The 23,525-nt window shown below is 72.1% G+C and carries 19 protein-coding genes and 3 pseudogenes; 12 read left to right on the forward strand and 10 right to left on the reverse strand.

The annotated features are described in order from the left end of the window. Nucleotides 1–43 precede the first annotated feature (43 nt). From ABZ396_RS30290 to fxsA, 3 genes are all read left to right on the forward strand, one after another. The gene (locus ABZ396_RS30290; protein ID WP_358924566.1) at nucleotides 44–1,660 is read left to right on the forward strand and encodes an amidohydrolase; all 1,617 of its coding nucleotides are present in this window, start codon (nucleotides 44–46) and stop codon (nucleotides 1,658–1,660) included. Nucleotides 1,661–2,250: 590 nt separating this feature from the next. Continuing rightward, nucleotides 2,251–3,045: a polyprenol monophosphomannose synthase gene (locus ABZ396_RS30295; RefSeq protein WP_358924568.1), complete on the forward strand. Its 795-nt coding sequence runs from the start codon at nucleotides 2,251–2,253 to the stop codon at nucleotides 3,043–3,045. A 63-nt stretch (nucleotides 3,046–3,108) separates the two neighbouring features. Next, on the forward strand, nucleotides 3,109–3,672 hold the full coding sequence (gene fxsA, locus ABZ396_RS30300) for an FxsA family membrane protein (protein ID WP_358924569.1): 564 nt from the start codon (nucleotides 3,109–3,111) through the stop codon (nucleotides 3,670–3,672). Nucleotides 3,673–3,788: 116 nt separating this feature from the next. On the opposite strand, the gene ABZ396_RS30305 is transcribed toward fxsA, so the two are convergent. From ABZ396_RS30305 to ABZ396_RS30320, 4 genes and pseudogenes are all read right to left on the reverse strand, one after another. After that, nucleotides 3,789–4,163 (reverse strand): RNA polymerase-binding protein RbpA, encoded by a 375-nt coding sequence (locus ABZ396_RS30305; protein ID WP_010046329.1) that lies wholly within the window; start codon nucleotides 4,161–4,163, stop codon nucleotides 3,789–3,791. A gap of 267 nt (nucleotides 4,164–4,430) precedes the next feature. Beyond that, a complete protein-coding gene (locus tag ABZ396_RS30310; protein ID WP_358924571.1) occupies nucleotides 4,431–5,777 on the reverse strand; it encodes an MFS transporter in 1,347 nt (448 codons plus the stop codon). A gap of 39 nt (nucleotides 5,778–5,816) precedes the next feature. Next, nucleotides 5,817–6,584 (reverse strand): glycerophosphodiester phosphodiesterase, encoded by a 768-nt coding sequence (locus tag ABZ396_RS30315; protein ID WP_358924573.1) that lies wholly within the window; start codon nucleotides 6,582–6,584, stop codon nucleotides 5,817–5,819. Continuing rightward, a pseudogene (locus tag ABZ396_RS30320) lies at nucleotides 6,581–7,254 on the reverse strand (hypothetical protein). The gene ABZ396_RS30315 and the pseudogene ABZ396_RS30320 overlap by 4 nt, the downstream one beginning before the upstream one ends. 79 nt (nucleotides 7,255–7,333) lie before the next feature. On the opposite strand from ABZ396_RS30320, the gene ABZ396_RS30325 reads away from it, so the two are divergent. Then, complete coding sequence (locus tag ABZ396_RS30325; RefSeq protein ID WP_358924575.1) at nucleotides 7,334–8,833, forward strand: PLP-dependent aminotransferase family protein; 1,500 nt, start codon at nucleotides 7,334–7,336, stop codon at nucleotides 8,831–8,833. A gap of 57 nt (nucleotides 8,834–8,890) precedes the next feature. Here the strand turns inward: ABZ396_RS30325 and ABZ396_RS30330 are convergent, their stop codons facing one another. Beyond that, on the reverse strand, nucleotides 8,891–10,447 hold the full coding sequence (locus ABZ396_RS30330; protein WP_358924577.1) for an ABC transporter ATP-binding protein: 1,557 nt from the start codon (nucleotides 10,445–10,447) through the stop codon (nucleotides 8,891–8,893). 37 nt (nucleotides 10,448–10,484) lie between these two features. Next, nucleotides 10,485–10,679: a hypothetical protein gene (locus tag ABZ396_RS30335; RefSeq protein ID WP_355722683.1), complete on the reverse strand. Its 195-nt coding sequence runs from the start codon at nucleotides 10,677–10,679 to the stop codon at nucleotides 10,485–10,487. Nucleotides 10,680–11,019: 340 nt separating this feature from the next. Here ABZ396_RS30335 and ABZ396_RS30340 point away from each other — a divergent pair, with 340 nt between their 5' ends. The 5 genes from ABZ396_RS30340 (at nucleotide 11,020) to ABZ396_RS30360 (ending at nucleotide 16,532) form a co-directional block, all read left to right on the forward strand. Further along, nucleotides 11,020–11,412, forward strand: a complete 393-nt coding sequence (locus ABZ396_RS30340; protein ID WP_358924579.1) for an ankyrin repeat domain-containing protein — start codon at nucleotides 11,020–11,022, stop codon at nucleotides 11,410–11,412. A 301-nt stretch (nucleotides 11,413–11,713) separates the two neighbouring features. After that, nucleotides 11,714–13,132, forward strand: coding sequence for a HEAT repeat domain-containing protein (locus ABZ396_RS30345; protein WP_358924581.1), 1,419 nt, complete (start codon nucleotides 11,714–11,716; stop codon nucleotides 13,130–13,132). A gap of 228 nt (nucleotides 13,133–13,360) precedes the next feature. Then, nucleotides 13,361–14,491 (forward strand): glycosyltransferase family 1 protein, encoded by a 1,131-nt coding sequence (locus ABZ396_RS30350; protein ID WP_358924583.1) that lies wholly within the window; start codon nucleotides 13,361–13,363, stop codon nucleotides 14,489–14,491. Beyond that, nucleotides 14,488–15,684 carry a glycosyltransferase gene (locus ABZ396_RS30355; protein ID WP_358924584.1) on the forward strand — a complete coding sequence of 399 codons (1,197 nt, stop codon included), beginning with the start codon at nucleotides 14,488–14,490 and terminating at the stop codon, nucleotides 15,682–15,684. The genes ABZ396_RS30350 and ABZ396_RS30355 overlap by 4 nt, the downstream gene beginning before the upstream one ends. After that, nucleotides 15,681–16,532 carry an SGNH/GDSL hydrolase family protein gene (locus ABZ396_RS30360; RefSeq protein WP_358924586.1) on the forward strand — a complete coding sequence of 284 codons (852 nt, stop codon included), beginning with the start codon at nucleotides 15,681–15,683 and terminating at the stop codon, nucleotides 16,530–16,532. The genes ABZ396_RS30355 and ABZ396_RS30360 overlap by 4 nt, the downstream gene beginning before the upstream one ends. An 80-nt stretch (nucleotides 16,533–16,612) precedes the next feature. On the opposite strand, the pseudogene ABZ396_RS30365 reads toward ABZ396_RS30360, so the two are convergent. The 4 genes and pseudogenes from ABZ396_RS30365 to ABZ396_RS30380 form a co-directional block, all read right to left on the reverse strand. Further along, nucleotides 16,613–17,373, reverse strand: a pseudogene (locus ABZ396_RS30365) (biotin-dependent carboxyltransferase family protein). Continuing rightward, nucleotides 17,370–17,628, reverse strand: a pseudogene (locus ABZ396_RS30370) (carboxyltransferase domain-containing protein); the annotation flags it as partial. The pseudogenes ABZ396_RS30370 and ABZ396_RS30365, both read right to left, overlap by 4 nt. Before the next feature lie 96 nt (nucleotides 17,629–17,724). Further along, nucleotides 17,725–18,654, reverse strand: a complete 930-nt coding sequence (locus ABZ396_RS30375; protein ID WP_358924587.1) for a putative hydro-lyase — start codon at nucleotides 18,652–18,654, stop codon at nucleotides 17,725–17,727. Continuing rightward, nucleotides 18,651–19,970, reverse strand: a complete 1,320-nt coding sequence (locus tag ABZ396_RS30380) for an MFS transporter (protein ID WP_358924588.1) — start codon at nucleotides 19,968–19,970, stop codon at nucleotides 18,651–18,653. The genes ABZ396_RS30375 and ABZ396_RS30380 overlap by 4 nt, the downstream gene beginning before the upstream one ends. Before the next feature lie 150 nt (nucleotides 19,971–20,120). Here ABZ396_RS30380 and ABZ396_RS30385 point away from each other — a divergent pair, with 150 nt between their 5' ends. From ABZ396_RS30385 to ABZ396_RS30395, 3 genes are all read left to right on the forward strand, one after another. Further along, nucleotides 20,121–20,822, forward strand: coding sequence for a GntR family transcriptional regulator (locus ABZ396_RS30385; protein ID WP_358924590.1), 702 nt, complete (start codon nucleotides 20,121–20,123; stop codon nucleotides 20,820–20,822). A 156-nt stretch (nucleotides 20,823–20,978) separates the two neighbouring features. Beyond that, nucleotides 20,979–22,505 (forward strand): hypothetical protein, encoded by a 1,527-nt coding sequence (locus ABZ396_RS30390; protein ID WP_358924592.1) that lies wholly within the window; start codon nucleotides 20,979–20,981, stop codon nucleotides 22,503–22,505. Between the two features lie 128 nt (nucleotides 22,506–22,633). After that, a complete protein-coding gene (locus ABZ396_RS30395; RefSeq protein WP_358924593.1) occupies nucleotides 22,634–23,497 on the forward strand; it encodes a hypothetical protein in 864 nt (287 codons plus the stop codon). Nucleotides 23,498–23,525: the final 28 nt, after the last annotated feature.

A 23,525-nucleotide genomic window follows, 5' to 3' on the forward strand; every position in this document is an offset into this window, starting at 1 on the left:
CCCCGGTCGAGAGCGATCGAAGCGAGAGGCGAGACTGTCTCCTATGAGTGATCGCGCCACCGAGCCCAGGACCGTCCTTCTCCGTGGCGGGGAGGTGCACAGCCCCGCCGATCCCTTCGCGACCGCGATGGTCGTGGAGCGCGGTCAGGTCGCCTGGGTCGGTTCCGAGGGCGCCGCCGACGCTTTCGTGGACGGGGTCGACGAGGTGGTCGACCTGGACGGTGCCCTGGTCACCCCCGCCTTCACGGACGCCCACGTCCACACCACCTCGACGGGTCTCGCCCTGACCGGCCTCGACCTGTCCGGGGCCGGCTCCCTGGACGCGGCCCTCGCCCAGGTGCGGGGCTTCGCCGCCGCCCGCCCGGACGACCGGGTCCTGCTCGGACACGGCTGGGACGCCTCCCGCTGGTCCGAGGGCCGCCCGCCGACCCGCGCCCAGCTGGACGCGGCCACCGGCGGACGCCCGCTCTATCTCTCCCGTATCGACGTCCACTCGGCGGTCGTCACCACGGCCCTGCTGGACCTGGTCCCCGGTGCGGTGCCCCGGCAGGACGCCCCGCTCACCAGCGACGCCCACCACGCCGTACGCGCCGCCGCCCTCGCTGCCGTGACGCCCGCGCAGCGTGCCGAGGCCCAGCGCACCGCCCTCGCGCACGCAGCCTCCCTCGGCATCGGCACCGTCCAGGAGTGCGGCGGGCCGAAGATCTCCTCCGAGGACGACTTCACCGGCCTGCTGCGCCTCGCCGCCGAGGTGCCCGGCCCCCGGGTCGTCGGTTACTGGGCGGAGGCGGCCGACGAAGGCATTGACAGGGCGCGGGAGCTGGGCGCGCTCGGCGCCGCCGGTGACCTGTTCGCCGACGGCGCGCTCGGCTCGCACACCGCCTGCCTGCACGAGCCCTACGCCGACGCGGACAACACCACCGGATCCGCCTACCTGGACGCGGCCGCCGTCGCCGCCCATGTCACCGCCTGCACCGAGGCCGGCCTCCAGGCGGGCTTCCACGCCATCGGCGACGCAGCCGTGAGCGCCGTCGTGGAGGGCGTGCGCGCCGCCGCCGAGAAGGTCGGCCCGGCCCGCGTCCGAGCCGCCCGGCACCGCGTCGAGCACGCCGAGATGCTCACGCCCGCGCACATCGCGGCCTTCGCCGAGTTCGGCCTGATCGCCTCCGTGCAGCCCGCCTTCGACGCGCTGTGGGGCGGCGCGGACGGCATGTACGCCCAGCGGCTCGGTGTCGAGCGGGCCCGCACCCTCAACCCCTACGCGGCCCTCCTCAAGGCCGGGGTCCCGCTCGCCTTCGGCTCCGACAGCCCGGTCACCCCGCTCGACCCCTGGGGGACCGTCCGCGCCGCCGCCTTCCATCACACGCCCGAGCACCGGGTCTCCGTACGGGCCGCGTTCACCGCGCACACGCGTGGCGGCTGGCGGGCGATCGGCCGGGACGACGCGGGCGTCCTGGTGCCGGGCGCACCCGCCGATTACGCCGTTTGGCGCACCGAGGAACTGGTGGTGCAGGCGCCGGACGACCGGGTCGCCCGCTGGTCCACCGACCCGCGCTCCGGCACCCCCGGCCTGCCCGACCTGACCCCCGGCCGCGAGCTGCCGGTCTGTTTGCGCACCGTGGTGGGCGGCCGGACCGTGTTCGTACGACCGGGCGACTGACCCGTCCGCATTCGTACGGCCGGGCGAGTGATCTCCGGGGGTGGCGCGGCCGTGATCAACGGCCGCCGCCCCGTCGCGCGACCTGCGCATCCTCGGCGCTGACCAGGGATTTGAGGCCGTTTATGCAGGTCAAACGGCTGTTGACAGCCAGCGGCAGCGGGCCGGTAGGTTCGGCCGAGTCCACCACCGGACGCCCGACCGGGGAGCAGTTCGCGCACTCGTCGCAGCGCCGCTGGGTCAGGGACGGTGTGCCGCACCGGGGCACCGTCACTGGGAGCCAGGCTCAGCGCCCGCGCCGACGAGGGGAACGTTCCGGCCGGTCGGGAGGTGTGACCCGGGTGGGGCCCGGTCGCTCAGTAGACAACGGCTTTCGGTCGACCCGCAGCCAGCGGGTCCCAGGTCGGCCCGAAGGGCGCCGGGCCCCCATCCGTAGTCGAACGGGATGACGAAAATCGCGGATGAACGGCAGCTGAAGCGGGCATCCTTACCCCGTTCTTGCGGAATCGACACCACCACACGAACGAGCTGTCACGTCAGTGCAGGCCGCGGCCACTATGGTGGACCCCTGCGTACGACATGAAGGGGCAGCAGTGAACGACGGCGACGGGACCCTCGCGGCACAGGCCCAGGAGAGGCGGTTCGGCCCCCTCGGCAAGGCCTTGGTGATCATTCCCACGTACAACGAGGCGGAGAACATCAAGCCCATCGTCGGCCGGGTGCGCAAGGCCGTCCCCGAGGCGCACGTTCTGGTGGCGGACGACAACAGCCCCGACGGCACCGGCAAGCTCGCCGACGAACTGGCCGCCGGGGACGACCACGTCCAGGTGCTGCACCGCAAGGGCAAGGAGGGCCTGGGCGCCGCCTACCTCGCCGGTTTCCGGTGGGGCATGGACAACGGCTATGGCGTGCTCGTCGAGATGGACGCCGACGGCTCCCACCAGCCGGAGGAACTGCCCCGTCTGCTGACCGCGCTGAAGGGCGCCGACCTGGTGCTCGGCTCCCGCTGGGTGCCCGGCGGGAGGGTGGTGAACTGGCCCAAGTCCCGCGAGTACATCTCCCGCGGCGGATCCCTGTACTCCCGCCTCGCCCTCGATCTCCCGCTGCGCGACATCACCGGCGGCTACCGCGCCTTCCGCCGCGAGACCCTGGAGGGCCTCGGCCTCGACGAGGTCGCCTCGCAGGGCTACTGCTTCCAGGTCGACCTGGCCCGCCGTGCCATCAAGTCCGGCTTCCATGTGGTCGAGGTGCCCATCACCTTCGTCGAGCGCGAGTTCGGCGACTCCAAGATGAGCCGCGACATCCTGGTGGAGGCGCTGTGGCGGGTCACCTCGTGGGGCGTCACCGACCGGGTGGGCAGGATGACCGGCAAGGACAAGTCGTCCTGAGGGGCAGATCCGGTTGATCATCCCCTTACTCCGCACTGAGCCGGGCCCAGGCACACTGGGAGCATGACGACTGGTGCGCAGACCCCTCCGCAGACCACCCGGCCCCGGCGCTCCCGGCTCGGCAGATATCTGCCGCTGGGCGTCGCCGCATGGCTGGTGCTGGAGATCTGGCTGCTGACGGTGGTCGCCGGCATGGCGGGCGGCATGACCGTGTTCCTGCTGCTGGTGGCCGGCTTCGTCGTCGGGGCCGTGGTGATCAAGCGGGCCGGGCGCCGTGCCTTCCAGAGCCTCAGCGAGGCGATCCAGCGCGGTGGCTCACCGGAGCGCGGCGGTGGCAACGGCCTGATGATGCTGGGCGGCCTGCTCCTCATGATCCCCGGCCTGGTCTCCGACGCCCTCGGCCTGCTGCTCCTGCTGCCGCCGGTCCAGAAGGCGGTCTCCCGCCTCACGGCACGCACCCTCGACCGCACCTTCCGCGCATCCGCCCCCGGCACCCTGGGCAAGGCCTTCCAACAGGTCCGTATGCACCGCCCGGACGGAAAGGTGGTCCAGGGCGAGGTGATCCGGAACGACGGCCCTGAGCCGGGGGACGAGCCGACGGGGGAGCGGCCGCCGCTGACACGCTGACGGCGGCCCCCAGGGCGCCGGTCGCCCAAACGCAGCCACGGACAAGCGAGGGCGCCGTACGTTCACTGAACGTACGGCGCCCTCGGTTGGTTATGTCGGCATCCCGTTACACGGAACTATGCAGACTTACGGCTGTCCCTGGGATGAATCGCGATGTTCATCGCGCCGGAGCGCAGCACCGCCAGACGCTCCTCAAGGACCTCTTCGAGTTCCTCACGGGTGCGTCGCTCCATCAGCATGTCCCAGTGGGTACGCGCGGGCTTGGCCTTCTTCTCTTCAGGGCCGTCGCCGTCCACGAGGAGTGCCTGGGCCCCGCAGACCTTGCACTCCCACTCCGGCGGGATCTCCGCCTCGACCGAGAAGGGCATCTCGAAGCGGTGCCCCTTCTCGCATGCGTACTCCACGGCCTGGCGCGGGGCCAGGTCGATACCGCGGTCCGTCTCGTAGCTGGTCACTACGAGGCGCGTACCGCGAAGAGCTCGCTCACTCATGAATCGTGCCTCCCGGGCTTGTCGCCCACAGGACAGGTGTCGCTGTCGTCGTCATCCGGTCAACGTCCGGTCGGCGGTAAAGATTCCCGTTCAGGGTCATGCGTCGCCGTCGTAGCCGCCCCTTGTTGTACCCACCGGCGCCCGGTTTGTCACATCTGCTGGCAGATGTCACCCAGCGTTTCGGCATCTTTGACGCGCAGTAACGGTACGCCTGGCAGGCCAAACGCGTACACTACCGCCCTTCGGCGTTGAACGCTAAATCCGCCGCTAGATCTTCTGCGGAACCGCGTTGCCGGCCTCGCCGATCGCCCGCCGCACCGGAACCCGCGCCAGCAACGCGAACCCGATGACGAAGAAGGCCACCAGCGAGATGATCGCCGAGCGGTAGCTTCCGGTCAGCTGGAAGGTGATCCCGAACAACAGAGGTCCCAGCCAGCTCATCCCCCGATCGCTCATCTCGTACGCCGCGAAGTACTCGGCTTCTTTGCCGGGCGGTACGAGATGCGAGAACAGGGAGCGGGACAGCGCCTGGCTGCCGCCGAGGACCAGACCGATGCCGGCCGCGAGGACGAAGAACCACACCGGCGCCTCGGCCGGGAGGAAGTACCCCGCCGCCAGCGTCACCGTCCAGGCCACCAGCGACCCGAGGATCGTGCGCTTCGCCCCGTACGTCCGCGCCAGCCGTCCCATGGCCAGGGCGCCGGCCACCGCCAGCACCTGGACCAGCAGGACTGCCCCGATGAGCGTCGACTGACCGAGCCCGAGTTCCTCGGAACCGTAGACCGACGCCTGGGAGATCACGGTCTGGATGCCGTCGTTGTAGACGAGGTACGCCAGCAGGAAGGACAGCGTCAACGGATGACGGCGCATGTCCCGGACGGTCGTCGCGAGTTGACGCAGCCCGGGCGCCGTCGCCTCGGCAGCCCTGCCACCCCGGTCGCGCAGCCGTCGTAGCGGTACCAGGGTGAAGGCGCCCCACCACAGACCCGCCGCGGCCAGACAGATGCGGACCGCCGCCGTCTCCGACAGGCCGAAGGAGTCGTGCGCGGAGTACAGGACCAGGTTGGCGACCAGCACCAGGGAACCGGCCGCGTAGCCGAAGGCCCAGCCCCGGGAGGAGATCGTGTCGCGATCCTCGGGCGGGGCGATCTGCGGGAGATAGGAGTTGTAGAGCATCAGGGCGACCGACTGGGCGGCGTTCGCGACGATCAGCAGCGCCCCGCCGAGCAGATAGCGGTCGCCGTCGAGGAAGAACATGGCCGTGGTCGCCACGGCCCCCGTGTATGCCGCGGCGCCGAGCAGCTGCTTCTTGCGGCCGGTGCGGTCCGCCGCGCTGGCAACCAGCGGCATCAGCACGACCGCCACGATCACCGACAGGGACACCGAGTAGGCGAAGAAGGAGCCCGCCCGGACCGGGATGCCGAGCGGGTGCACATAGCCGCCCGCGTCGGCCGCGTTGTCGGCGACCGACGTGAGGTACGGCCCGAGGAACACGGTGAGGACGCTCGTGGAGTAGACCGAGCACGCCCAGTCGTAGAAGTACCAGCCGCGCTGTTCGCGCCGCAGCTCGGTGACCTCGTCCGCGGCCCCCGCCCGCACGGTCTCGGTGCCCACCCGTGCCCTCGCCTTTCCCCGAGCGGTGCCGCGCGCGTCTCAGAACCAGACGCCGCGGTCCCGCATGACCTCACGCAACGTGTCGATGTGATCGGTCATGATGCCATCGACTCCCAGGTCCAGGAGCCGGTGCATCCGCTCGGGTTCGTTGATGGTCCACACGTGGACCTGCAGCCCGAGCACGTGGGCGGCGCGTACGAAGCGCCGGTCCACGACCGGGACGCCCGACTGCGACTCGGGCACCTGCGCGGCGACCGCCGACCGGCGCACCGAGGCGGGCAGCCCCCAGGAGCGCAGCCGCAGCCCGACGACACCGCGGGTGCCGAACGAGGTGGCCAGCCGCGGCCCGGCGATGCGCTGGGCGCGCAGCACCCGCGCCTCCGAGAACGAGCCGACGCACACGCGGTCGTAGGAGTTCGTCCTGTCGATCAGGTCCAGCAGGGGCCGCAGTGCCGGCTCCGCCTTGGCGTCCACGTTCCAGCGGACGTCCGGGAAGTCCTCGAGCAGTTCCTCGAGGAGGGGGAGCGGCTCGCGGCCCGCCACGCGCGCCTGCCGTACGTCCTCCCACGGCAGGTCGCCGATCCGGCCCGCCCCGTCGGTGACCCGGTCCAGGGTGTCGTCGTGGAAGGCGACGAGCCTGCCGTCCGCCGTGGCGTGCACATCGGTCTCGATGTACCGGTAGCCGAGCTCGACCGCGCGCCGGAACTGCGCCACGGTGTTCTCCAGGCCATCCGCCGCCCCGCCACGGTGGGCGAAGGCGATGGGGCCGGGGTGGTCCAGGTAAGGGTGGCGTATCAGCGTGCTCACGTGGGAAGTATGGCCTGTTCCGATGACCCTTTGGCAACGACCGTGCTGCCACCGGATGCCACCGGAACGGCGAACACCTTGAGGAACAGCTGGGCGAGTGGCCCGATGCACACGGCGTAGAGCAGGGTCCCGACGCCGATGGTCCCGCCGAGCGCGAACCCGGTGACGACCACCGCGACCTCGATCGCCGTCCGGATCAGCCGGATCGAACGTCCGGTACGCCGGTGCAGCCCCGTCATCAGACCGTCCCGGGGACCCGGCCCGAAACTCGCCGCGATGTACAGCCCGGTCGCCACTCCGTTCAGTACGATCCCCGCCGCCATCAGCGGAATCCGCACGGCGAACGCGTGTACGGCGGGGACGACGGCGAGCGTGGCGTTCATGGCGAGGCCGATGACGAACACGTTGGAGACCGTGCCGAGGCCGGGGCGCTGGCGCAGCGGGATCCACAGGAGCAGCACGGCCGCGCCCACGACGATCGACACCGTGCCGATGCTCAGCCCGGTGAGCGCGCGAGACCCTGGTGGAGCACGCCCCAGGGCTCCAGGCCGAGGCCGGCCTCGACGAGAAGCGCGGAACTCACGCCGTACAGCGTGAGCCCCGCATAGAGCTGGATCAGCCGCCGCCCGAGCTGGCCTCGCGTGGACAAGAGGTACCCCCTGGTGGTCATGGTGGACTGGTTCGTGTCACTCTGTGGCTTGGGAGGAAAAGCCATCCATGGCCAATTCGGGGAAGGTGGACTGATTCTCATGGCGCAGTGGACCTCGGCGGTCGGTGCCGCACAGCTCGCCCGGCTGCTCAAGTCGCAGCAGGACCGCCCGGCCGGCCCCGGCACCCGGCGCCCGCCCGCCTACCGTGCGCTCGCCGACGGGATCCGGCTGCTGGTCCTCGAAGGGCGCGTCCCGGTCGCCGCCCGGCTGCCCGCCGAACGCGAACTGGCCCTCGCCCTGTCCGTCAGCCGTACGACCGTGGCGGCGGCGTACGAGGCGCTGCGCGCGGAGGGATTCCTGGAGTCCCGGCGGGGCGCCGGCAGCTGGACGGCCGTCCCGGCGGGCAACCCGCTGCCCGCCCGCGGCCTCGAACCACTTCCTCCGGAGGCCCTCGGCTCGCTGATCGACCTCGGCTGCGCCGCCCTGCCCGCGCCCGAACCGTGGCTGACCCGCGCGGTCCAGGGCGCCCTGGAGGCACTCCCGCCGTACGCCCACACCCACGGCGACTACCCGGCCGGTCTACCGGTCCTCCGCGCGATGATCGCGGAGCGGTACACCGCGCGCGGGATCCCCACGATGCCCGAGCAAATCATGGTCACCACCGGTGCGATGGGCGCGATCGACGCGATCTGCCATCTCTTCGGCGGGCACGGCGAGCGCATCGCCGTCGAGTCACCCTCGTACGCCAACATCCTCCAGCTGATGCGGGAGGCGGGGGCCCGGCTCGTCCCCGTGGCGATGGCGGAGGGACTCACGGGCTGGGACATGGACCGCTGGCGCCAGGTCCTGCGGGAGGCGGCGCCCCGGATCGCGTATGTCGTCGCCGACTTCCACAACCCCACCGGGGCGCTCGCCGACGAGGACCAGCGCCGCCGGCTGGTCGACGCGGCCCGCTCGGCGGGCACGGTACTGGTCGCCGACGAGACGATGAGTGAGCTGTGGCTGGACGACGGGGTGGAGATGCCCCGCCCGGTCTGCGGCTTCGACCCGGCGGGCTCGACCGTCGTCACCGTCGGCTCCGCCAGCAAGGCCTTCTGGGCGGGCATGCGCATCGGGTGGGTGCGAGCGGCTCCCGACGTCATCCGCAGCCTGGTCGCCGCGCGTGCCTACGCCGACCTGGGGACGCCGGTGCTCGAGCAGCTGGCGGTGAACTGGCTGTTCGGCACGGGGGGCTGGGAGCAGGCGGTCGAGCTGCGCCGCGCCCAGGCCCGCCAGAACCGGGACGACCTGCTGACGGCGGTACGGCGGGAGCTGCCGGACTGGGAGTTCGAGGTGCCGCGCGGCGGCCTCACGCTGTGGGTCCGGGCAGGAGGGCTGTCCGGTTCCCGTCTGGCGGAGGCGGGGGAGCGGGTGGGGGTGCGCGTCCCGTCCGGTCCGCGGTTCGGGGTCGACGGAGCATTCGAGGGCTATGTGCGCCTTCCGTTCACCGTGGGGGGAGCGGTGGCTGAGGAGGCGGCGACGCGACTGGCGGCGGCGGCGCGGCTGGTGGAGTCGGGGGCGTCTGGCGGAGGCGAGGCGCCGAGGACCTTTGTGGCGTAGCGGTTCTTTCGTGGCCTGGCGGTTCGGCTGCGGGTGGTGGGGGCCGGTCGCGCAGCCTCAGCCCTCGGCGACCGCCGCTTCCATGGGTACCGGCTGCTCCGCCGGCTCGTTTCGCGGCGGCAGCAGGTCCAGTACCGCCTGCCGGTCCGCATCGCTCGTCGCGTCGTCGTACGGATCCGGTGTGGCCGGCACCTGAAGTCGCAGCACCGGGCCATGGCCCAGTCGCGCATACCCCCGACCCGGCGGCATGTGGGCCAAGGGCGTGGTGTGCGGCGGGGCCCCGAGCGCCGCCTCCAGCTCGTCCGGCAGCGCAGGCCCCAGTACGACACGCGCGCGCGTGTGCTGTCGTACCGCCTCGCTCAACGCGTCCGCGCTGTCGAGGTGCTCGGCGATCACCACGGTGACGTTCGCCGCGCGGCCGTGCCGGAGGGGGGTCTGGAGGAGGTTCTGCGGGTCCTGGTGGCCGTTCGCCGAGGCCAGGTGGACGAAGGAGCCGGGGCGGTCCAGCAGGAGCCACAGGGGGCGCCGGCAGTCGTCCGGCGGCGGATGGCCGGCCTGCCGCGCGCCGTTGAGGGCGATGAGCCGCCGTTCCGTCTCGTGGGCGGCCCATTCCAGGCTGGCCAGCGCCCCGGCCAGACCGCACTCCACGGCGAGGACCCCGTCCCGGCCGGAGAGGCACGCGTACTCGCCGGTGCCGCCGCCCTCGACGATGAGCACGTCGCCGTACTGGAGGGCCTGCAGGGCGACGGAGCGCAGCAAGGTCGAGGTGCCGCTGCCGGGGCGGCCCATGACCAGCAGATGGGGCTCGGTGGAGCGGGCGCCGGTGCGCCAGACGACCGGCGGGACGTCACGCTGCTCCTCGCCGTACGCGAGCGGGAGCGTGCGCTGGACCTCGGTGGGGTCGGTGAAGCCCAGGACCGTCTCGCCCGGCGCTGTGACGAATCGCTGGGCGGCGATGTCGGTGGGCAGCGGGGCGAGGACGGTCGCCGTGAGCCGGTTGCCCTCCTCGTCCCACGCGAAGTGGTACTCGCGGCCGCGCCCGGACTTCGCGGTGAGCAGGTACTCGATCCGTGCGCGGGCCTGGGGCTCGCCGTCCGGGAAGTACGCGGGGTAGCGGATCAGGAGCTGGCTGACGCGGCCGGCGTCGTCGAACTCGTGGGAGAGGAAGGCTTTCTCCCACTCCCCGCCGTGCGCGTACAGCGGCGCCGGGTCCTCGGCGGCCGAGAAGTACGGCACCAGGGCCTCGTACAGGGACTGGAGCCGCTGGGTCTGGGACTCGTCGGGGCCCTCCGGCGTGGACGGGGTGCCGTCGCGGCCGTGCCAGGCACTCGCCGCCATCAGGGTGATGACGGCGAGCAGGGGTCCGTACGGCACCAGGGCCACCACCAGGACGACCGAGGCCACCAGGAACAGCAGCGGCCCGCGCTTGTCCTTGGGTGTCTCCGCCCACCTGCGCAGCCCGGTCGAGGCCAGCCGGTGCAGTCCGCGCGTGACGGTGATGAGCGGATGCAGGACGTCGGTGGCGCTGTCGGCAGCCGTCCGGGCCAGCTCCCGGCTCCGGGCGAGTTGCGCGGTGCCGTTGCTCAGAATGCGGGGGAGAGGGCGCCGGGCCACTGCTGTCTCCTGTCGGTGCGTAGGGACGGGAGGGGCGTCAGAACTTGATGCCGCCGAGGAGGCTCGCCAGGCTCTCGCCGCCGGCCTTGATGCTCGGTGCGATGGCCGTGCTGGCCAGGTAGAAGCCGAAGAGCGCCGAGATCGTGGCGTGCGACGCCTTCAGCCCGTCCTTGCGGAAGAAGAGGAAGACGATGATGCCGAGCAGGACGACGCCTGACATGGAGAGGATCATTTGAGATCTCCTGGTGTCGAAGGGGGACAGTCACCATGAGTTCTTCCAGCATCACAGTAGGTATCCATACGATAAAAGGTGCAAATGAGTGAATTGCAGCTGATTTCACCCAGTTGGCGGATTGGCCCCGATCCGATCCGACCAGGTCGGACGGTGTCCGGTGCCACCTCGGTGATCCTTCGGCGGGACCGCGGTGATCTTTACCTCGGGCAGATCCGGTCATGTGCGCCCTGAAGCCAGTACGCTGACGATTCACTCGTACGGCCGCGCGGCCCACCCGTTGCCGTACGCTCCCTCCGTCCACGGAAGTCCGCAGCACACAGGAGAGGCGGTCCGTTCGATGAGCGAAGCCCCCGACCCCGAGGTCGTGGAGCTGGCGACCAAGATCTTCGATCTGGCCCGGCAGGGACGGACCGAGGCGCTCGTGGCGTACCTCGACGCGGGCGTTCCGGCCAACCTCACCAACGACCGCGGTGACTCCCTCGTGATGCTCGCCGCCTACCACGGGCACGCCGAGGCGGTGCGCGAACTCCTCGCCCGGGGCGCCGAGGCGGACCGGGTCAACGACAGAGGCCAGACCCCGCTCGCCGGAGCGGTCTTCAAGGGCGAGACCGAAGTGGTCAAGGCACTTGTGGAGGCCGGCGCGGACCCTGCGGCAGGCACTCCGTCGGCCGTCGACACCGCGCGGATGTTCGGCAAGACAGAACTTCTTGAATTGTTCGGCACCTCCTGAACCATCTGTTCTGACCAGCGAAAACACACAAAACGGGGGAGGCGGTACAGGGCCGCCGAAATTTCGGTCGCGGCAGGTAGAAGAGCCGAGTCATCATGACGTCGTGATTCACGGACGCGATGGCTGGGCAGGCGTTGCCGCACCGCGCGGGCCATGATGCGGTCCGCATGGGCCACTGACGAGAGGCAGAGAGAAATGGGCTACAGCAAGCAAGAGACGGCGGGCGCTCCGACGTTGTGTCACGCGGCCAGGTAGTGCGTGTTCTCCGGTTGCGTCGACGCTTGATGTGAGGCTGTTTCCCATGTTCGATCCGGTCATAGCGCCCAGCGGTACGCTGCTCGGCCTGCTCCAGCGGGGCCGTGGCGACGGCACGCTGCACGCGCTCACCGCCCCGCGCGCCGAAGCGCTCGCGGCACTGAACCACTGCGTGCTCCGCGACCCCCGCCACGACTGGCAGGTGGAGAACCGCTCCCTCTACTACGCCCGCCTCTATCTCGACCTGAACGGCGACCTGGACGCCATCGAGGCGCATCTCTTCGACCCCGACGACGTCCTCGACACCGAGGAGTCCCGCACCGGCCTGGCACTGGCCGTGCTCGGGCACCTCGCCTCCTACGGCAGGCGGGACGCGCTCGAACTGCTGCGCAGGTACGCCGCCACCGGCACCAACTGGGCCTGGGCCCTGGACGAGCTGGCGCTGCGCGACGACGACGCGGCCCTGTGCGCCCTCGCCGCCCCGGTGCTCGCGCGCTTCACCACGGACGCCGAGGGCGAGGCCGAGCTGGCCACCGCCGTACGGGACGCCTTCGAGCCGCGGCCCTGGCGGCTGTGGGCCGACGATCCCCGCTCGGCGATCGCCACACGCGTGCGCGCCGCGCAGGAAACCGGCTGTTTCGACCGCTGGCAGCGCCAGATGCGGCCTACCGGGCCCCGTCCGGGGTGGAGCGTGCGTGCGGTCTTCGAGTGGGCCCAGCAGGGCGTCGAGCGGGGCGCGGCCCTCCATGTGCCGGCCGCCCGCTGTCTGGTCGCCGTGGCCGGGCCCGAGGACCGGCCGGAGATCCTCCAGGCGGCCAAGGACGGCACCGACGGAGCCCGCTGCACCGCGTTGCGCTACCTCGCCGACAGCAACGACCCCGACGCCCTGAACCTCGTCGAGGCCGCGGTGATCGACGGCACCACCGCCGTCGTGGAGGCCGCCGTCGACGCCTTCGAACGCATGCGCAGTATCGCCGCCGTCGACCGCGCCCGCGGCTGGGCCCGCCGTCCCGACGCCCTCGGCGCCGCCGCCGGACGGATGCTCGCCTGCCGGGGTGGCGCCCAGGACAGCGAACCGGTCCTCGCGGCCCTGCGGGAAGCCGTACGCGGCGAAGGCCCCGACGCGCCGACGCTGTGGACCCTCGTGGACGGCACCGGACGCCTCGGCATCGCCTGCGCCGCGCCCGTCCTGCGCCACGTCTACCGCGAGACCGCCTCGTCCCATCTCCGCGGCCGCGCCGCCCGCGCCCTGGCCGCCACCGATCCCTCCTTCGCCACCGGCTTCGCCGTCGAATGCCTGTGGGACTGCGAGGAGACCACCCGCGAGATCGCCGCCCGGCACGCCGAGACCGGCGACGCCCGGGTCGTCGAACAGCTCCGCCGGCTCGCCGCCGACCCCGCCGAGGAGGACGAGGTCCAGACAGCCGTCCGCAGCCGTATCGGACCGGACACACCCGCCGTGTGAGAAATCGCCACGGAGGACCACGGCTTCAACGTGGGAACCATGGGGGATCCCACATACGTTCCCTTCGCGGAAATCTGCCCGTTGAGTGAACAACCGGTGACCGACGGGATAGCCGGATGTGGACACCGGCTGGACCATTCGGGTGTGCAGGGCAACGCTCACGGGACGTTTAACAATCGGAAAGATCCACTTTGACGAGGCCACGTCCAGCACGGCGACAACACCGGTATGCGTGTCGTCATCGTGACCGAATCCTTTCCCCCCGACGTGAACGGCGTGGCCCACTGCGCGCTCCAGACCGCCCGACACCTCGTCGATCGCGGTCACGTTCCCCTTGTCGTCGCCCCGGCTCCCGCCCCCGGAAACAGGCTCGCCGCGGCTGCCGCGCCGTGCCCTGTCGTCCACGTCCCGTCCCTCCCGCTCCCGGGCTACCCCCAGGTCCGCGTCGCTCTCCCCAGCCGCAAGCTCGCCGCCGCGCTGATCGAGCACCGCACCGACGTGGTGCACCTGGCCAGCCCCTTCATCCTCGGCGTCCGCGGCATGGCGGCCGCCGCCCGGCTCGGCATCCCGGCCGTCGCCGTCTACCAGACCGATCTGGCCGGATATGCCCGTACCTACGTGGGCGCCGGCGAGGCGGCCGCCTGGCGGCGGATACGGTCCGTCCATGGCGCCGCCGACCGCACCCTCGCCCCCTCCACCGCATCGATCAGCGACCTGGAGTCGCACGGGGTTCCCCGGGTCCAGCTGTGGCAGCGTGGCGTGGACACCGTCCGCTTCCGCCCCGAGTTCCGCGACGAGGCACTGCGTCGCGAACTCGCCCCGAACGGCGAGGTCATCGTCGGCTACGTCGGCCGTCTCGCCCCCGAGAAGCAGATCGAACTCCTCGCCGGGGTCTGCGGCCTGGAAGGTGTCAAGGTCGTGATCGTGGGCGACGGGCCCAGCCAGGCCCACCTCACCGAGGCGCTGCCCGGCGCGGTCTTCCTCGGCCGCCGCACCGGCGCCGACCTCGCCCGGATCTTCGCCTCGTTCGACGTCTTCGCGCACACCGGCCCCTTCGAGACGTTCTGCCAGACCGTCCAGGAGGCCATGGCCAGCGGCGTCCCGGTCGTCGCGCCCGCCGCCGGCGGCCCGATCGACCTGGTCGACCACGGCCGCACCGGGTTCCTGGTCCCCCCGCGCGACGCGGGCGCCGTCCGTGAGGCCGTGGCCTCCCTGGTGGCCGACCCCGCGATGCGGGCCGGCTTCGGCGCCGCCGCGCGCGAGACCGTCGAGGGCCGCACCTGGGCCGCGGTCGGCGACCAGCTGATCCAGCACTACGAGGACGTGCTCGCGGCACGCCGGCCGGTGGTGGCGGCATGAGCGGTGAATCCCTGCGCATCGTGCGGCTCGCCAACTTCGTCGCGCCGTCCTCCGGCGGCCTGCGCACCGCCCTGCGCGAACTCGGCAAGGGCTTCGTGGCCGCCGGCCACGAATCGGTCCTGATCGTGCCCGGCGAGCGCTACTCGGACCGGGTCGAGGAGCAGGGCCGGGTCATCACACTGCCCGGCCCGGTGCTTCCCGGCACCGGCGGCTACCGCGTCCTCGTCGACAAGACACGCGTGCAGACCCTGCTGGAGCACCTCGCCCCGGACCGCCTTGAGGTGTCCGACCGCACCACCCTGCGCTGGACCGGCCGCTGGGCCCGGCGCGCCCGGATCCCCGCCGTGATGGTCTCCCACGAGACCGCGGACGGTGTCCTGCGCACCTGGGGCATGTCCGAGAACATGTCCCGGCGCACCGCCGACGCCCTCAACATCCGCACGGCGCACACGTACGCGCGGGTGGTGTGCACCACCGAGTTCGCCGAGCGCGAGTTCATCCGCATCGGCGCGCGCAACGTCGTACGCGCCCCCCTGGGCGTGGACCTGGTGGGCCGCCACCCCTCACTGCGCGACCTCGACCTGCGGGCGCTGTACGCGAGCGAGGACGAGGCACTGCTCGTCATGTGCTCGCGGCTGTCGGTGGAGAAGCGGCCCGGCACCGCCCTCGACGCCGTGGAGGCGCTGGTCCGGCGCGGCCGCCGGGTGATCCTGGTCGTCGCCGGCGACGGGCCGCTGCGGGAGCGTCTGGAGCAGCGGGCGCGGGAGCGCAGGCTGCCGGTGACCTTCCTGGGGCACGTCTCCGACCGGAACACCCTGGGCGCGCTGCAGGCGTCCGCCGACGTGTGCATGGCGCCCGGGCCCGCCGAGACCTTTGGGCTCGCCGCCCTGGAGGCCATGGCCTGCGGGACGCCCGTGGTGGCCAGCGCCTCCTCCGCGCTGCCCGAGGTGATCGGGTCCGCGGGGGCCACCGCCGCCGACCGCGGCGAGGCCTTCGCCGACGCCGTGGAGATGCTCCTGGAGCGGCCCGGTCCCGAGCGCCGGGAAGCGGCACGCGCGCGTGCGGAGTGCTTCGGCTGGGGAACGGCCGTGGAGGCCTTCCTCGCCGCGCACGACGCGCCGGTGCTGCGCCGTCATGACGAGAACGGAACGACGGAACCGATCCGTCGTGTCGTGCCGGAGGGCGTGGCATGAGAGCGGTTCGTTTCGTGGCACTGGGGGACTCGCTGACCGAGGGCGTGGGCGACCCCGCCGGTGACGGGTGGCGCGGCTGGGCCGCGCTGCTGGCCGGCGGACTCGCCGCGAAGGACGTGGACTTCACCAACCTCGCGGTCAGCGGGGCGCAGACGCGGGACGTGCTGGAACGACAGACCCCGGCCGCCCTGGACCTGCGCCCCGACATCGTCGCCGTCGTCATCGGCGTCAACGACACCCTGCGCTGCACCTTCGACATCCACGCGGTGGCCGCCCGGCTCGACCAGGTCTACGCGGCCTTCACCGCCTCGGGCGCGACCCTGCTCACGGCATGTCTGCCCGACCCAGGCTCGATGCTCGGACTCCCGGGTGCCCTGGCCCGCCCGCTGGCCCGCCGGCAGCGTGCGGTCAACATGGTGGTGCACGCGCTGTCCGAGCGGTACGGGGCCGTCCATCTGCACGCGGCGGAGGGCGCCTGGCTCACCGACCGCGCGATGTGGAGCGCGGACCGGCTGCACCCGTGCGAGCGCGGGCACCGGCAGCTCGCCGTCCGCTTCCACGCCCTGCTCGCCCCGATGGGCAAGGCGACAGGAACGGCGCCGTCCCCAGAGCCCGAGTTCGCGCCGCCGACCAAGAAGGCGAGCCTGTTCTGGCTGGCCACGGCCGGCACCGCCTGGGTGATCAGGCGTTGCCGCGACCTGCTGCCTCAGCTGCTGCGGCTGGCCATCGACGAGATGCGGCACCGCCGGAAGGGCACCAGCGCACGCCTGGACCTGAGCGCGTCCGCCGCGGTCTCCGCCGCGCTCGCCGCCCTCCAGCCGCCGGAGCGGCCCGCCGACGCCGCGTGAGGACGATGACGCCACGCGCGGGACGACGGGGCCGGGTGAGGCGCGCGGACGACGGCGCCGAATGAGGCCGCCACGGCGGCTCAGAGACGGCGTACGGCCACGAAGCGGACCGGGATGCCCGGGACCGCCTGGGCCGCCGCCGGGAGGTCGGCGGCGCGGACCACCGCGATCACCGGATAGCCGCCGGTGGTCGGACCGTCGGCCAGGCACACCACCGGACGCCCGTCCGGCGGCACCTGGACGGCGCCGAGGACCATGCCCTCGCCGGCGAGTTCACCGGGACGGGCCCGCTCCAGGGCGGCCCCTTCCGTGCGCGGTCCGATGCGGTTGCCCGCCGACGACACGCGGTACGCGCACGAGGTGAACGCCCGGACGGCCGCGGGCGTGAACCAGCCGGCGCGCGGGCCGAGCGTCACCCGCAGCACGAGCTCCGTGGGCGGGGACGCCTGCGGTACGACGTCCACGCGTGCGTGCGGGCCCGCCGGAGTGCCCAGCGGCAGCACCGTGGCGGCCGCCGGCGGGGCCGGCTTACAGCAGTTCCCCGGCCGGAACCACCACGGGCGCGCCCCACGCGGCCGGGCGCCCGCCCACCGCGACCGGACCGGGCGCACCACCGACCGCGACCACCACCGTCGAACGCGGCCGCACGGCACACCCGTTGAGGGTCGTCTCCAGGACGGCCGCATCAGGGGAGTTGCCGACCAGCCGGTTGACGAGCGCCGCGGCGGGCGCGTCCAGCACGCCGGAGCGGGGTACCTCGAGATGCGCCTACCCGGGCGTTCGCGGTCCTGCACGGTGGTCAGGCCCCGGCCCGTACGACGACCAGCGCACGGTCGGTCATACGCCCCCCACCGGCACGAACCGTACGCGCGTACCCGGCGTCAGCAGCGCGGCCGGGTACGCGCGTGTGGTCCCACAGCACCGCCTCCGTCGTCCCGATCAGCTGCCAGTCGCCCGGCGAGGAGCGCGGGTACACGCCCGTGTACGGCCCGGCCGGCGCCACCGCGCCCGCGGGCACCGCCGTGCGCGGGGTGGCACGGCGCGCCACCTCATAGGGGGCGGGGAGTCCGGTGAGGTAACCGAAGCCGGTCGCGAAGCGCAGTTGCTCGTCGTCGGTGAGCCGCCGGGGCCGAAGCCCTCGCCGAGTCGGAGTTCAGGTCGATCGAGGTCACTGGATCCGCTGTCTCTCGTGTCAGGCGACGCGGTACTGCTCGTCGCGGGCGTCGCTGATGAACATCTGACCCGGCGCGTGCGTGATGGCGAACGGCGGCCGGGAGCCCATCACCACCGCCTGCGGGGTCACCCCGCACGCCCAGAACACCGGGATGTCGTCCGGACCGGCGTCCACCGGGTCGCCGAAGTCGGGCCGGCCGAGGTCGTCGATGCCGAGCGCCGAGGGATCGCCGCAGTGCACGGGGCCGCCGTGCACCGCCGGGAGCCGGCTGCTCTCCTGGATCGCGGCCGACAGATGCTGCGGCGGAACCGGGCGCATCGACACCACCATCGGCCCGCTCAGCCGCCCCGCCGGACGGCACGGGCGGCTGGTCACGTACATCGGTACGTTCCGGCCCTGCTCGACATGCCGGATCGGCACACCTGCCTCGGCCAGCGCCCACTCGAACGTGAAGCTGCACCCGAGCAGGAACGACACCAGATCGTCCCGCCAGTACGCTGTCGCGTCCGTCGGCTCGTCCACCAACTCCCCGTCCCGCCACACCCGGTAGCGCGGCAGATCGGTACGCAGGTCCGCGCCGTCCGCGAGCACGGTGGCCGTGGCGCCGGCGTCGGTGACGTCGAGCACCGGGCAGGGTTTGGGGTTGCGCTGGCAGAACAGCAGCGTGTCGTACGCCCAGTCGGCGGGCACCGAGATCAGGTTGGCCTGGGTGTGACCGGCCGCGACCCCGGCGGTGGCGCCGGTGAGGCCCTCCCGGAAGCGGGCCCGGGCGGTTTTCGGGCTCCACGCGTGCGCATGCTCGTCGACGAGGGTGACAGGACGGTCTTCCGCGACGAGAGTGCGAGGGCGGTCTTCGGCGGTGACGGCGTGAGACTGGTCTTCGGCGGTGACGGCGTGAGAGTGGTCTTCCGTGGTGACGGGAAGCAGGTGGTCTTCGGTACGGTTCACGCCAGTTCCTTCCCGCGGGTCTCCGGCAGTCCGAACAGGGCCAGGGCGGCGAGCCCGTACCCGGCCGCGCCGAAGACCAGCGCGCCGCCCACGCCCCAACTGTCGGCCAGGAACCCCACCAGGGTGGGGAAGACCGCGCCCACCGCGCGGCCCGCGTTGTAGGTGAAGCCCTGCCCGGTGCCGCGCAGCGCCGTCGGGTACAGCTCGCTCAGATACGAACCGAAGCCGCTGAAGATCGCCGACATGCAGAAGCCGAGCGGGAAACCGAGCACCAGGAGCAGCGTGTTGGCGCCGTCCGGGATGTTCGCGTACGCCAGCACACAGACCGCCGACAGCAGCGCGAACAGCCAGATGTTGCGGCGCCGGCCCAGCCGGTCGGTGAGGTAACCGCCGGTCAGATAGCCGAGGAAGGCCCCTGAGATCAGGAAGGTCAGATAGCCGCCGGTGCCGACGACCGACAGACCGCGCTCGGTCTTCAGATACGTCGGGACCCAGGTCGCCAGCGTGTAGTAGCCGCCCTGGACACCCGTGGACAGCAGGCCCGCGAAGACCGTGGTGCGCAGCAGACCCGGCGCCTCGGCCGTACCCGGGCGGAAGATCGCGGCGAACGAGCCGCGCCGCGGGCTCCGTTCACGTACCGCGACCGCCTGCGGAGCGTCGTGCACCTGGCGGCGAAGCCACACCACGAGCAGCGCGGGCAGCGCGCCGGTCCAGAACATGACCCGCCAGGCCAGGTCGTCGCCGACGAACGAGAAGACCAGCGTGTAGACGATCACGGCGAGTGCCCAGCCGACGGCCCAGGAGCTCTGGACCGCGCCGAGCGTGCGGCCGCGGTGCCGGGCGCTCGCGTACTCGGCGACCAGGATCGCGCCGACCGCCCACTCGCCGCCGAAGCCGAGGCCCTGGAGGGCGCGGAACACCAGCAGCGTCTCGTAGTTGGGCGCGAAGCCGCAGGCCACCGTGAAGACCGCGTAGGTGATGACCGTGATCATCAGGGCGCGGACCCGGCCGACCCGGTCCGCGACCACGCCCGCCGCCGCTCCGCCGACCGCGGAGACCACCAGGGTCACGGTGGTGAACAGGCCGGTCTGGCCGCTGTCCAGGCCGAAGTAGGCCGCGAGCGCGACCATGCTCAGCGGCAGGGTGAAGTAGTCGTACGAATCCAGGGCATATCCGCCGAAGGCACCGGCGAACGCGCGCCGGCCGCGCGGACCGAGGGCGCGCAGCCAGCCGAACGCGCCGTCCTCGGCGGTTCGTTCGCCCTTGCCCGGGTGTGCGTCGGAGGTCAGGGCCTGCGGTGGAGGGGTCGTGCTCATGGGCACCTCGCAGAAGAGGGAACGGAGGGTGCGGGACTGAGCAGTGCGGTGCCGTGCCAAGGTGAGGGTGTTGAGCACCGTAGAGGATCGTTCAACGATCCTTCAATACCCGTGTTGTTTCGTTCCTGTGTCTGCGGTTGAATTCCGGGCATGGCAGAGCAGCTGACGGGACTGGCCGACGACCGTGCCCTCCTCGGGCGCACCAGCACCGCCGAACGGGTCTCCGACATCCTCAGGAGCCGTATCGCCGACGGTTACTTCCCGCCAGGCACCCGCCTGTCGGAGGACGGCATCGGCGGTGCGCTCGGCGTCTCCCGCAACACCCTGCGCGAGGCGTTCCGGCTGCTCACCCACGAACGCCTGCTGGTCCACGAACTCAACCGGGGCGTCTTCGTCCGGGTCCTGACCGTCGAGGACGTCGAGGACATCTACCGCACCCGGACCCTGGTCGAGTGCGCCGTCGTACGCGGCCTCGGTGAACCGCCGTACGCCCTGGAGGGACTGTCGACGGCGGTCACGGAAGGTCAGCGGGCGGCAGCCGGAAATGACTGGAAAGCAGTGGGTACGGCCAATATCCACTTCCACCGGGAACTGGTCGCCCTGGCCGGCAGCGAACGCACCGACGAACTGATGCGCAGCGTCTTCGCCGAACTCCGCCTCGCGTTCCACGTCGTCGACGACCCACACGCCCTGCACGAGCCGTACCTGGCTCGTAACCGGGAGTTCCTGCAGTCCCTTGAGCGGGGTGACAAGCGCGGCGCCGAACGCATGCTGGAGACATACCTCATGGACTCACTGGAACGAGTGGTGGAGGTCTACCGCCGCAGGGTGGGCGAGGACAGCACCCCGTAAGGAGCGCGGGTCGGGGACATGTGCGGCTCCGCCGCGTGGGCGCGACCAACCCCCACCGGCCGGGACCTGAAGAGCCACCGCCGTCGCTCGGTCCCGCCGGCGGAGCCACCCGCGTCGTTTGGGTCGTTGTCAGACCAAGGACCTAGTCTGTGCACCGTGACTTCGCCTGCGACGACGGACAGCGTTCCGCCCCAGCCCAGCGCGGGGCCGCGCCCCGCACCGGGGCCGGCCGCCGACGAGGGGCTGGCGCGGCGGCTGCGCGCGCTCGCCTGCACCGCGCCGCTGCACGACCTGGACATGCGCAAGGCGAACCTCGCGGGCGAGTACTCGGTGTACGGCATGGCCGAGGTGGCCCTCGCCGCCATCGACCTGGTCACGCTCAACATGGACTTCGACACCGGCGCCGACCACGAGCAGATCGTCGCCCGGCTGATCCCGCGTATCTCCGCCCAGGCCCCGCGGCGTCCGGTCGCCGAGCACGAGCGGGTGGCCCGCTGGGTCCTGGAGAACCTGATCAACGTCGGCAGCGTCGACCGCGGCTTTCGTGCGGTGTACGGCACCTTCGCGCCCGACGGGTCGTACGTCCGCCGGGACTACGACTTCAAGCTGATCGAAGAGGTGCCGGGCCCCGGCGGCACGGTGTACCTCAGGACGACCGACGAGGCGGTCAACGTCCTGGTCGGCGCCCTCGACACGGACGTCACCAGCGCCCAGATCGCCGCCGAGGTCAAGCTGGAGGTGCTGATCAACCGCGGCCGCCTCGCCGACGCCCAGCTCGCCGCCGAGCAGGCCCGCTACCGGACCGTGCAGTACTCGGAGACCCTGCGCCGCGCCCTGGAGGCCACCCGGCGCAATGTCCGCGCGGTGGACTGGCTCAACGCCGTTCCCGACATGATCGCCGAGGCTCTGGACCACGTCGGCGACCGCTACCGGCACGAGAACGCGATCCTCACCAACATCCGCAAGGCCCGCGACGAGACCGAGGACCCGGAGAACAAGCGGCGTGCCGCCGAGCTCGTCGACATCGTCAAGGACTGCATCCGCCGCCACACGCAGTTGCAGTCGCGTCTGCTGGAGGCCGGACCGCTGTTCCGCGCGGAACAGGACCGGCAGGCGTTCGCGACGCCCATGACGACATCGGGGACAGACCTGTACGGGCACCTCCTCGCGCCACTGCTGCCGTTGCCGCTGGAGCAGGCGAGCCGGGTCACGGGGGCGTTCTTCACGTGCGGGACGGGGCTGCGGACGCCGGTGTCGGTGCGGGTGGGTGACCTTGTCGACATATTGCTGACGCCGCCGGTGGAGCGGGAGCATCTGGGCGCCGAGATGCCGGAGCCGGACCTCATCGCTACGCCGGACGACAGCCGGTTCAGCGAGGAGCAGCTGGCGGCGGCCATGGAGTTGCTGGACCTTCCGGCGGACGCGCCGCGGCGGTTGTCGGGGTTGTTGGCGGAGGCGCGTAAGCGGGATGCGGAGCTGCCTTACCTGGTCGCTCTGTTGGCTGTGCATGCGGCCAGTCCGGCTGTTGGTACGGCGTATCGGCAGGGTGAGGAGAAGCTGCTGTTCGCCGTGGACGACGGGACCGAGCTGGATGATTCCGAGTTCGGTGGGGCCGATCTGATTGTGGGGACGGCCCAGTTGGATGCGGCGGGGATGGCGGCGGATCGGACAGAGGCCGCGTGATGCCGGGTGCCGGGTACGGGCCCTCGCCGGCTGCTCGCGGCCGCGGCGGAGCCGCACATGTCAGAGCCCCGCGCCCCTGAGGGGGCGCTTGTGCTCGGCCCTGTTTTCAAGACTGAGGAGTTGTCGTTGTGAGCGAGTACGTCGAGGCTGAGGTGTCTGCCGGGTCGGCCCATGCTGCCGTCACCCCGGCCGACGCCGCCGATGCCGCGCGGCTCGTCGCCTTCGGTTTGCAACCCAAGCTGCAGCCCGCGCGTGATCAGGAGTACACCGAGCTGCTGCGGCGCTACAGGGAGGACCCGGCGTTCGCTCGGCTCGCGGATGCCGTGGCCGCCGGGCTGGGGCTGGTGGTGCTGGAGGTGTCGCCCCGCGCGGGGATGGCCGTGACCGCCGCCGAGGACTCGGTGTTCGCTGTTCGCATGGGCGACTACGCGCGTCGTACGTCCGCGGACGGCAGCGACCGGTTCCTGCACGGGCTCGCCCATCTCGCCGTCGCCGCGCTGGCGTTCCCGCGCCCCGAGGACCTGGCCGACGACGGCTACATCGGGCGGATCACGGTCAACGGCGTCGACGCGTTCGTCCGGCAGGCCTGCCGCCGCCTGGAAGAGCGGGCCGAGGCGCTGGGGGAGAACACCGACCCGGCCACCGACGCGCCCGGCCTGGAGGCCGCCTGGCGGATCTGGGCCAGACGCAGCGCGACCGGCGCCACCAAGGACGCCCGCAGGCTGGCCGGTTCCACGACCGGCATCATCGGCAAGGCGGTCGCCTTCCTCACCGACTCGGGGTTTCTCCAGCGCACTGGCGACGACCAGGGCGGCACCTACCGCACGACGGCCCGCTACCAGCTCCAGGTGCGGGACATGGCCGGCAGCGCCGCCATGGCCGAACTGCTGGAACTCGGCATCGTCCCGGTCACCGACGGCACGGCCAGCCTGCTGCCCGCCGACGACAGCGAGGACCTGGCCGCCGACGCCGGGCTGCCGTTCCACTCCTGACCGTCCAGAACGACCGCATCTTTCCCAA

The organism is Streptomyces sp. NPDC005866, from assembly GCF_040629895.1.
Classification (GTDB): Bacteria; Actinomycetota; Actinomycetes; order Streptomycetales; family Streptomycetaceae; genus Streptomyces.